Source organism: Aquiflexum lacus (genome assembly GCF_015476655.1).
Lineage (GTDB): Bacteria > Bacteroidota > Bacteroidia > Cytophagales > Cyclobacteriaceae > Aquiflexum > Aquiflexum lacus.
On record NZ_JABFHF010000045.1, the window covers coordinates 20617 to 32069 of the forward strand.

The 11453-nt window shown below is 41.6% G+C and carries 6 protein-coding genes; all 6 read right to left on the reverse strand.

Annotated elements, in window-relative coordinates; translation table 11 throughout:
* Positions 1-2: 2 nt before the first annotated feature.
* The 6 genes from HMJ38_RS24075 to HMJ38_RS24100 all read right to left on the reverse strand — a co-directional run bounded on the left by HMJ38_RS24075 (position 3) and on the right by HMJ38_RS24100 (position 11197).
* The gene (locus tag HMJ38_RS24075; protein ID WP_194977003.1) at positions 3-1841 is read right to left on the reverse strand and encodes a hypothetical protein; all 1839 of its coding nucleotides are present in this window, start codon (positions 1839-1841) and stop codon (positions 3-5) included.
* Positions 1819-3498, reverse strand: coding sequence for a DNA cytosine methyltransferase (locus tag HMJ38_RS24080; RefSeq protein WP_317174591.1), 1680 nt, complete (start codon positions 3496-3498; stop codon positions 1819-1821). The genes HMJ38_RS24075 and HMJ38_RS24080 overlap by 23 nt, the downstream gene beginning before the upstream one ends.
* Positions 3499-3899: 401 nt before the next feature.
* Complete coding sequence (locus HMJ38_RS24085) at positions 3900-4949, reverse strand: hypothetical protein (protein WP_194977004.1); 1050 nt, start codon at positions 4947-4949, stop codon at positions 3900-3902.
* A 1280-nt stretch (positions 4950-6229) separates the two neighbouring features.
* Complete coding sequence (locus tag HMJ38_RS24090; RefSeq protein WP_194977005.1) at positions 6230-7177, reverse strand: NAD(P)-dependent alcohol dehydrogenase; 948 nt, start codon at positions 7175-7177, stop codon at positions 6230-6232.
* 421 nt (positions 7178-7598) lie between these two features.
* Positions 7599-7793 carry a hypothetical protein gene (locus HMJ38_RS24095; RefSeq protein ID WP_194977006.1) on the reverse strand — a complete coding sequence of 65 codons (195 nt, stop codon included), beginning with the start codon at positions 7791-7793 and terminating at the stop codon, positions 7599-7601.
* Between the two features lie 272 nt (positions 7794-8065).
* Positions 8066-11197: a VPS10 domain-containing protein gene (locus HMJ38_RS24100; RefSeq protein WP_194977007.1), complete on the reverse strand. Its 3132-nt coding sequence runs from the start codon at positions 11195-11197 to the stop codon at positions 8066-8068.
* Between the last annotated feature and the right edge of the window lie 256 nt (positions 11198-11453).

Genomic DNA, 11453 nt, shown 5'->3' on the forward strand with positions numbered 1-11453 from the left:
TTCTATTTTTTATTGTCTTCAGCTACATTCCACAGATCTTTATAATAAAATTCCTTATCAGAGACTTTAAATGTAACAGGTTTAGGAATTGCTTCCACCACTGCGTTTTCTTGATCCTTTAATGCATTAAAAAGATTATCAAAAACACTTTTAGATGGCCCAATTTCAGTTCTGTTTCTTTTAAATTGAGCCCAAGTACCGACAGCAATTCTTTTTTCTTTCAACTCGAAACCATACCCTTTCATACGAGCTGCATTTTTAGAAAGGCCAAATAAATAAATCTTAGATTCAGACACCTTTTTATTTTTTGGGAATCTAAGATTATAAGCCAACTGATCTACTCCCTGACTGGAAATCCAATAATAAACTTTTTTTGTCCATACTTCTAACTCCTTTGTTAGGTTACTTGCTTTACTTCTAAGTTTTTTTACATCATTTAAATGATAATCCTGCCATTTAATCTGAAACAATGCAAGCTCCCCTGTTACATTATCATAAATAACAGCATCAATATCTGTAATAAATTTTTTGTCGATACGTAAAGCTATATTTCCATCAACTCTATGATATCTTGTCCCCATAAACATAGCATATAAGTAGTTTCTAAGCCATGATTCCCGATCTTTATTAAATTCTGCTGTCAGTTTGGGGTTTCTTAGTATCAATAGATCTTTCAATGTATTGAGAGGATTTCTTACAATACCTGAAACAGGACGAAGGACAAAATTATTCTCCAAGTCTATGATCAAAGGCATAAATTTGGATGTATGATTTCTTATAAGAGCTGCATCATTGGCTTTAAAAGAGATTATCTTAAATACTTGTTCTATAATTCTCTTTTCAATTCTCGTAAAATCAGATATATCATTTATCAGATCTGTAAGAGAACACCATATGGTCAAACTTTGGAATATCAATATTTCTTTTTCCATCTCTGCTGCTATGGATGAGAATTTAATATGTTTCAGATCAAAACTTACAAGACACATTATTACAGCTATAATATGAGAAACCTCAACTCCTTCTATTTTTAGATTGGGATGTATCCCTGCTTCATCTCTCCATTCTGCTAAAGCATTTGTCGATATTGCCATAAAATGCCAATCAAGTTCTTCTGTTGAATCGTATCCCATCATAATGCCTTTACCAGAATCCCATAATTTTAATAAAGGAGTCATTTTAGATTCGAGATCTTCTAATTTCAATGAAGAAAACCGATCACCAGGTCTTTTTGATAAAAAGCTACCAGAATTTTGAAAAATCGTATTAACATTATCATAATTAACCAGTTCCCATCCATTATAAAAATTCTTCTCATTTTGTTCCAATATATCCTCTAGGTTTTCTAAGTATGAATTTTCCATTTCATCCAGAAACTGAGCTTTCCCGTCGAGGCTCATTGAAAATTTAAAAATATTTCCCTCACTAGAGTCTGAAACTAAAATACCAGATTTCACCATTTCTGCTGTACGTCTTAATAGTGTTATACATCCAAATTGGTATAGCAAACTAATAGCAGAGATTCTTAATTTATGAGTACTCTCCATTATAGGAATACCTGAAAACTGCTTGATCGGTTTAAATAGAATTGAGGCAGCCAAGTTCCAGCCTGATTTTAAAACATCAATTTCCTGAAATGATAACCCAAATTTTTCAATTTCATCTTTTGGCCCAAAATGTAGATAATCATACATTCTCGTAATTTCCATTAATATTACAAAACAACCAGCCGGGTTTTCTTGAGGTATACTTTTAATTACACGATCTTGCTCGCTATCTGCTATAATGAGTAGCTTTGCATATATATTCTGGTTTTTATCAGATGGCTCTAACTGCTTCATTACCTTGATTATTTTGTATTGAAATTTGAGTAAATATCTCAGCTACAACCTTTGCTATCTGATATGCCAGGTAAGGAGGGACAGCATTTCCCACCTGATGAAACTGTTGAGTTCTTCCACCACAGAAATAATAGTTGTCAGGGAATGTCTGTACACGGGCTGCTTCTCTCACCGTAAAACTTCTACTCTGATTCGGATCATAGTGAATAAAGTAATGCCCGTCTTTGGATATGTGGCTTGTTACTGTAGTCGCCGGGATATCTGGTAACTGCACCCGAAAACGATCTGTAAATTTTCCTGATTCAGCATTCTCATGATCAGGCATAAGGTCTTCTCCTGCTAGTCGGTAATCTTCCAATCTTGGAAACTTACCATGCTGTTCAACATAGCGGCTTGCGAACAGGTACCTTTTAATATCCTGAAGCAAATGTTTACGTGAGATATGATGAAGTAATCCCCTTAGATTATCATCTGAATACCAACTTAAAAGAGGGTGATGTTCTGGCAAATCAGGCCCCTCAATCGGGAGAAATTCTGCACCCAATATTTCTGGAAAATCTACTGGTTGTTCTTGCTCAATACCGAGGATATTATTGATCTGATTATTAAATCCCTCCATGTATGCAGACCATTTTTCAAAAGAGTCATTTATTTTTCTATAATGTCTCTTTTTTTTAAGTTTACCATCTACATCTGTTCCAATAGTAAAATGAGTAAACTCCCGGGTTATACCACTTCTTACTTCAGGAAGTTTGCCAATAACAGATGAAAGAGAAACTTCCTCTTGTCTTCGCAAGACGTTCTCAGGAACTGGAACACCTTCCCGAATACCTAACAAAATAACCCGATGCCTTTTCTGTGGTATTCCATATTCTTCAGATTTTATTATAAAATCACTTGGTTTAAATACCGGGTTACTATTTATATCGTAATTATCAGGTAGCTTGGTAAGTGAATATATTTTATATTGAACATGAGGCTGGTTATTATCCGTTATTTCTCCCTCAAAAATGCAAGCACCTACAGGATCAGAAAGATCATCGAGAATTTTGTTGAAAATCTGGTTTTCTTCTGTTTTAGCAGATAATATTCCTTTTACATTTTCCATCACAAAAACTGCAGGTTTATGAACTGCAATTATTCGTAAATATTCTTTATAAAGACCAACCCTTTTATCTTTAGCCTCATCAAGTATTTTTTCCTGTCTTCTTGATCTGCCTACTAATGAATATGCCTGGCATGGAGGCCCTCCAATCAAGACCCAATTGGCACTACCATCCAAAGCAACCTGAATTCTATTATCTACTTCTTCATTTGTCAGTGCATAGGTATCTCCTTCATCCGGTTCTCCTAATGTCCCGCAACATGCCTCTGCATTAGCGGCAGCCGCCTGCTCAGGATATCTTTCATATAATTCGTTAAAGGTAATTTCACCCCTTATAAAAGCGTAATAATCATCCGGTACCTGACCAATATTAAATTCTCTGAAAAAACTTCTGAGTTTTAAAGTCTGGTGTGCATGTGGATCTTTTTCTACAGATAACCTGATTTTGAATATTCTTTCACCATTGTCATTCAATAGAGAAGAAAATCCTTCACCAAGTCCCCCCGGACCCGCAAATATGTCAATAACAGGAATGGAATTATTTTCAATCACAGTTTTTTAAAGAAATAATCATTTCACAAATAGCTTAATAAAATTAAGATTAAAAATACCCTGTTCAGGGTATTTTTAATCAATTCTCCACATAATCCCAAAAAAATCCCCCAAACTCTCCGACTCCGGATCAAACTTGATCACAATCCTTGAAGTAAGCAGATCAATAAACTTATAAATTGCTTCCTCCTGCAAAATCCTGATTTTTTCTCCCACCTCCAAGGCTGCAAGATGTGCAGCTTAAAAGTATCATACAAACTATTGACGTGGACTGTCGGGATTTGATGGGTTTTGCCTATTGCACCTCATTTTGTGAAAAACGATTGACCTCAAAAAAACCTTCCTCAAATACCTGCTTTTTGATTTTTAACCGCTGTCATCACAGAAATGTATGCTTCAGTCTATCCTTTGGGTGCTACCACTTTTACCAGTTTATCCAACAACTCGGTTTTTTGGATGTACTTCAGATGATCCAAGATATTCCCTTCATCTTCTATTTCCACCAAAGCAAAGTATTTCAAAAAACGGTCAAATGTCCTGAGGGAATAGCACTTGGCACCATATTCCTCCAAAGTGTCCCGGGTTGGTTGCAAGTCTTGCAGTAAAAGCGGAAAGGCTTCAAAGTACTTCTTTGCATAAAAGGTATCCCGTCTTTTCTCTTCCCCATATTTGGACAAGAGTATCAGGGTAAATCCAAATCCCAATGGGCCTATAGGCACTTGTTCATACCCATCAAAATAGCCCCAATTGAATTTATTCCTAAAAGTATCGATCAATAGTTTCAGCAATTCAAAGTCGTCCTGAACTACTTTCTTCCCTGCTTTGGTAAGACTGAGTTTCCCAAGACGCTTTTTGGCTATGCCCGAGAGTTCAACTAAGATTTTTGCCAAATGAACAGATTCGGAGTCTGTCTCTTTATAGAGTTTGTAGAGGCCTGATTCTATAAACTCTTCGGTAATAAAGCCTTGTCCATACAGGTCTTTTACCATTTTGGTAGGCAAAAACCCTTTTGCGGTGAGTTTTACCTGCCCGGCTTTTTCAATCTCATGACACAGGTATTTTACCAGGTTGAGCATGGGAATCTTCTGGTAATCAGAAGCTGACAGCTTTTGGAGCTCAAGAGGACTATTTGCGCCAAAGGTATCATACAGGATTGCATTCATATCCTCCGGGGAATAACCCTCAAAACCCTGTACAGCTTTGCGATTCTGTTCTTCAATAATTTTGGAAATATGTCTGTTCAATTCATCTAAATCCATGTGCATTCCAAGTTTTTGGCAAGTTACCATTTTTACTCCTTCACCCAATCCCCAAAGTCTGGGTATTTGCCGGAACCGTTGTCCGAAGCTTGTAGCTTCGTGACCTCTGAGTGGGGAGTTTCCAAACTCCGGTATCACATCCTTTTGGTCTAAGGTAACTATATGGTAAAAAATCCCCTCCCTAATCAACAAACTTTCCGTCCATTTCGGGACCAAGGTTTCTGTTCCAATTGAATCTTACCCGTCCCGAAATTGCCTATTCGTCGCTATCAATTCCCCGGGCGGCGGTGCATGAAATTTAGTAGATACCGAAAGAATATCCAAGCACCTTGCCCGGGGCTATTATATCTTAAGCCCCCATGGGGCTACTGATGAGAAACCTTCGGATGTCTGAAGTTGTCCGAAGCTTTTAGCTTCGTGATCCCTGAGTGCGGAGTTTCCAAAATCCGGTATCACATCCTTTTGGTCTTTGTTAACTATATGGTAAAAAATCCCCCTCCCTAATCAACAAACTTTCCGACCATTTCGGGATCAAGGTTCCTGTTCCAATTGAAACTCCCCCGTCCCGAAATTGCCTATTCGTCACTATCAATTCCCCGGGCGGCGGTGCATGAAGTTTAGTAGATACCGAAAGCATATCCAAGCACCTTGCCCGGGGCTATTAATATTCAGCCTCCCGATTCTCGAAACAGGTTCTTTAGGGCTGCAAAAAAAAACTTGATTTGAACTCCCACCTTAATTCTGTAGGATAGTGGGAAGGAAGACAATAGCCTGTCCCGCAGAATTGCGGGAGACCGGGCCGGCATTGGCCTTGCGCGTGGATAGGTTTCCATTGTCTTGACTTTTTTGTTACTTTTTTGGTCAAGCAAAAAAGTAAGAGAGGACATGATAAAAAACTAAATTGGAGGTCACTCACTAAAAAGTCCGAATAAATCTGTGTTCCAAAATTGAGTTTCCCGTTGTCCTAAGCTTGTAGCTTCATAACCCCTGAGTGCGGAGTTTCCAAAATCCGGTATCACATCCTTTTGGTCTTTGTTAACTATATGGTAAAAAATCCCCCTCCCTAATCAACAAACTTTCCGACCATTTCGGGATCAAGGTTCCTGTTCCAATTGAAACTCCCCCGTCCCGAAATTGCCTATTCGTCACTATCAATTCCCCGGGCGGCGGTGCATGAAGTTTAGTAGATACCGAAAGCATATCCAAGCACCTTGCCCGGGGCTATTATATCTTAAGCCCCCATGGGGCTACTGATGAGAAACCTTCGGATGTCTGAAGTTGTCCGAAGACTCAGGCTTCGTGACCTCTGAGTGCGGAGTTTCCAAACTCCGGTATCATCCTTTTATTCTATTTGAGCTAGATATCTTATGTGTTAAAAAAATCCAATTTCCCTTATTGCAACTACCAAATGAACCGACTTATCCGATTCCATTCCCAAATCTAAAATCTACCCTCTAAATTCTTAAATCTCCTCACTCCCACACCATCACCACTTTCCCTTTGGTCCGCATGGATTCTATATAACCAATGGCTTTGGGAATATCCAGATAAGGATAGGTCTTAAAAATATGGGGTTGGACTTTTCCTGCTTGGATCAAGGAGGTCAAGGTATTCAAATCTTGGGTATTGGCCTCGGCGGTAAACTGTGCCAAAGGATATTTACTCAAAGCCCTTTTAAGCAGTACCGAAATCATAAGACCCATGGTCGTAAAACCCACCATCACGCCTCTTTTTCCCAATCGCTTGTAATCCTTGAAGGTGAGGTTACCATGGGTATCGATGACGAGGTCGTATTTTTGGGTGTGTTGATGGATATTTTCCCTGTCGTAAGCCAGAATCTTATCGACACCTAGGGATTCCACAAAATCAATGTTGCGGTTGGAGCATACTGCAGTAACCTCAGCACCCAAGGCCTTGGCGATCTGAACCGCAAAATGACCTACGCCACCTGAGGAACCATTGATCAAAACCGATTCTCCTTTTTGGAGTTTTCCATGGGTCACGATGGCTTGCCAGGCGGTAACACCCGCTATGGGCACAGCCGCCATCACATCAAAGCCAGTTTCCGCAGGCATATGTCCACAGCCCGTAGCAGGGGCCAATACATATTCCGCAAAGGCACCGCTTTGCAGCGCCTCCCCAAATACCCTATCTCCAACTTTGAAATTCTTTACATTATTTCCAACCGCCTCCACAACACCTGCAAAATCCGCCCCAAGGATTTTATCAGTCGGTTTGAATAGTCCAAAGGAAAAGCGTGCAAAAAATGGTTTCCCCCGCAGGATATGCCAATCTGCAGGATTGGCAGAATTGGCATATACCTTTACCAATAGATGGTCCTCTTTCAGAGTCGGCTTTTCCACCTCTTCCAACCGAAGCACTTCCGGTCCGCCGTATGTTGTTTTAGTAAATGCTTTCATGGTTGTATTTTTTTGGAGGGTTTAGTGGTCATTACTTTGGTCATTGTCAATGTGAGTGTCTTTCCCCGTCGCCGATGTGAGTGTCTTAAGGTTTTTACTTCCCTTGGAAGTCACAGGCTTCTTTCGCCACGGCAGACAGGCTTCTGCGTTCCTGCCACGGCAGGCAGGCGAAGTGACAAGGATTAGTTTTTTTCACTCTTCAACATTTTTCAAATCGAACCCTTCTGATAATCCTTCGAGATTCTTCATTTCGCTGAAGGGTTAATCTAAATATCAGACATACGAGAAGCTCCATTCAGAATGACGGACCACTTCATCCCTTAATACCCTTCTTCCTTCATCCTTTCCTCAATCCTACCTTATCTCCATACGCCCTAAATCTACAATCTAAAATCTACCCTCTACCTTCTTAATCCATCCTTCACCCCCTTTTCCCCACCAAAGTAAACGGCAGCATCACCAGATTCCTGATAAAGGAAAAGCTAAGGTCTACGGCAAAGCCCAAGAGACGGAAAGGCAGTAAAATCAGCCATACAAATGGATAGAGGATGATGGCAAGTAGGGCCAAAGGCCAGCACAATACCAAGAGGATACACCAAATAAGGAAGCTCATCATTGTCGTTTGGTTATTTGTAGGAAGTATAGGACAAGAGCCATTCCAAAAATATAAGTATTTGGTTTATAATGGTTTAAAAACACATATAAGCGGGACTGTCCCGAAAGTGAACAGTTTAAAAAATATTTTCGGACAGAAGGAAGAGGGACAGAAGACGGAAGACGGAAGACGGAAGATGCTTAGTTTGATACTTTAGCAGGCTTTTAGATAAGTTATACTTCTTTAAAGAGAATAATGTAGAAAGGCCGAAAATTAAATTATTTCCTAATCATTTATTGAACAAACAACAAGCCAATCCCAGCGTCTTTCAACAGGTTGTTGTAGGCAGGTATGGACTTGTTGAGGATTCTTTCGCCTTCGGTTTTTAGGACCTGCCATTGTTCGGTCAGCTCTTCATGACGTTCTCTTGAACCTTGGTTTACCTTTGGAATGTCACTTTCAGTCTGATTGATCAGAAACAGGTAATTGGCGGTAAACTTATTGGGGAAATTTTCCACATCATCATAAGCAAGGGACTTTCGCTGCACCATGTCCTCATCCCATGCCTGCATTTCTTTGAGCAGTTGCTGACCTGCCTCGGCAAGTGCTTTGCGGTCTGAATCTTCTTTGATCCTTTCCAGGAAACCTTTCAACTGCTGCTGATAATCCATGGCTTTGTTGACCATATTGTGCATGACAGTAAGTTCTTTTTCCATGCCCAACATGAAATTGTGGTACTCCAGATAAGTCTGCTGATCTGTTTCAAAAAGCGGATTGACGAGCACCTTGGCTTTGATTTGGGCGTCACCAAGCTCGGATTTGAGGTGAACGGTATATTCTCCTGGAACTGCCTTATGGCCTCTAAAACTAGATTCAATATAGGCCGTTGGAATACCCGGCATTGTCGGATATCGCATGTCCCAAACAAAACGGTTGATTCCTTTTTTCACAGGCAATACAGGTTCAGGGGATGGTCCACCGGCATAAACCTGAAACTTTGGATCTGCTTTGCTGGTAATCGTACGCACCAATTCCCCGCTGCTGTCTCTGATTTCCAATTGGATAGCCGTTGAATCTGTGATATTTTCCGGTAGGTGATAATACAGCACCACGCCATTGGCAGGATTGACACCGGTTAAGAGGTCTGTGCCAGAAGCTGAATTGCTGTTCATAGACGAATACCACTGTCCGATAATCGCATCATCAGGCGTATACAACAAAGGTTTATCGACTGAAGTTTTCATTTCCCTGACCACATTCAGGTCATCCAAAATCCAATACGAGCGGCCGGATGTTGCGACCACCAAGTCCCCGTGGGCAAGCTTCAGATCGGTAATCGGGGTCACGGGAAGGTTCAGCTGCAATGATTCCCAACTGCTACCGTCATTTCTGGAAATATAAATCCCGGTTTCAGTGCCAGCATAAAGCAGACCTTTGACCTTGTCATCTTCCCTGACCACTCGGGTAAAGGCTCCATAGGGAATTCCTTTGCTGATATTGGTCCAGGTCTTTCCATAATCAGTGGTACGATAAAGCGCCGGGGTATAATCATTGAACTTGTATCTTGTCGTGGCGATATAGGCCGTAGCGGGATTGTGAGGAGAAATCTCGATGGCATTGACCAAGGATTCAGGCATTCCTTTGGGAGTGACATTGGTCCAGTTCTTTCCGCCGTCACGGGTCAGATGGACGAGACCATCATCACTTCCTGTCCAGAAGACTCCCTGCTCATGAGGGGATTCAATGATATAGGCAATGGTGCCATAATTTTCCGCTCCCACGGCTTCATTGGTGTAGGGTCCACCACCTTTACCTTGTTTTTCCTTTTCATTTCTGGTCAGGTCAGGTGAAATTACTTCCCATGAATTGCCCATGTCCTGGGTTTTGAGTACATGTTGGGCGGTGTGGTAAAAAGTGTTGGGCTCATGTTGGGACCAGATGATCGGTGCATTCCAGTTGAAGCGGTATTTCATATCCGAAGCATCCCTGCCCAAGTATTGGATGGGTGCAATCATGATATTGGTAGAGGCATTTGATTTCATATCGAGTACTTCGATAGTACCCAAATAACTGCCGCCCAATACATACCTTGGGTTATCAGGATCAAAGGCCAAAAAGGCCGACTCACCCCCGGCGGAATAATTCCAATGCTCTTGGGTGATGCTGCCCCTGCCAAGGGCAAGGCTATTGATGACCAAAGATGTATTGTCCTGTTGTCCGCCATAGATGCGGTAAGGGAATTGGTTGTCGGTATTGATGCGGTACATTTGGGCAGTAGGCATATTGTCCTGTCTTGCCCATGTTTGCGCATGGTCAAAAGAAATGGCTGCACCGCCATCGTCAGCAATGACCATATTTTTTGGGTTGTTGGGATTGATCCAAAGGTCATGGTAGTCCCCATGAGCCCTGGGAAGTACTTCCCAGGTTTTGCCGCCATCTATAGATCGAAGGGCAGGAGCACTCAACACATAAAGGGTGTGTTCGGACTGAGGGTCCGGAAATAATTCTATATAGTACCAGGCACGCTGCACCAAGCGGTTATCGCTGCTCACTTTTGACCATGAATCGCCTCCATTCTCGGAGACGAACAGGCCTCCCTGTCTTTTATCGGAATCACTTTCAATCAGGGCATATACTTTATTGGAGTTGGCTCTAGATACGGCAATGGACATTTTACCCATTTCTTTGGGCAATCCTGATTCCAGTTTGTTCCAGGTTTTTCCTGCATCCACAGATTTGTACAGTCCACTTCCGGGGCCACCGCTGATGACTTTCCAAGGTAACCTTTGATGCTCCCACATGGCAGCGTACAGCACGTCCGGGAAATTCATGTCCATCGATAGTTCCACAGCACCTGACTTGTCATCGACGAACAAGACCTTTTCCCAAGTTTCTCCCCCATCCATGGATTTGTAAACACCTCGGTCCGGGTTCGGCGCATGCAAAGCACCCTGTGCGGCAACATAAACGATATCGGGATTTTCGGGATGAATGATGATACGGGAAATATGCTGGGTTTTTTCCAAGCCTAACTTCTTCCAAGTGGCACCTGCATCGGTGGATTTGTATACTCCATCTCCGTAGGAGGTCATCACGCCGCGAGGGGCATGTTCTCCCATTCCCACAAAAACAATCCTGGGATGGCTTTCCGAAACGGCTATTGCTCCTACAGAACCTGTTGTAAAATAACCATCGGATATATTGTGCCAATACTGTCCCGCATCGGTGGTTTTCCAAACCCCTCCTCCCGTCGTACCCATGTAATAGGTCAATGGATCACCCACTACCCCTGAGGCAGTTACAGATCGACCTCCCCGGAATGGGCCAATATTACGGTATTTGAGGGGGATGTTACTTTGTTGAAGCTCTTGGGCAGATAATGATACTGCAGCTAGAAAGAGGAAAAAGAATAAGATTTTTTTCATTATTGGTCAATAGTTGAACAAGCGTTCAAGATAGAAAAAAAAATATGGGTTTTGATTTCGCTTGTGTAAAAGATGGGGATTGTACGAAGTACAAAGTACTAAGTACAAAGAAAGTGTAGAAACCTGTCGGACTGGTTGAACGGGAGGGGTATGAAGGATGAAGGAGAAGGGATGAAGGATGAAGGATGAAGGATGAAGATGTGTATGTCCCTGATATAGGTTGACCGTTTTTACTCAACTCTATATCATGAAAGCA

Bases quoted from the DNA above. Each gene is read 5' to 3' on its own strand.
- HMJ38_RS24075 (WP_194977003.1), bottom strand. From the start codon at position 1,841: ATGAAGCAGTTAGAGCCATCTGATAAAAACCAGAATATATATGCAAAG.
- HMJ38_RS24090 (WP_194977005.1), bottom strand. From the start codon at position 7,177: ATGAAAGCATTTACTAAAACAACATACGGCGGACCGGAAGTGCTTCGG.
- HMJ38_RS24095 (WP_194977006.1), bottom strand. From the start codon at position 7,793: ATGATGAGCTTCCTTATTTGGTGTATCCTCTTGGTATTGTGCTGGCCT.
- HMJ38_RS24100 (WP_194977007.1), bottom strand. From the start codon at position 11,197: ATGAAAAAAATCTTATTCTTTTTCCTCTTTCTAGCTGCAGTATCATTA.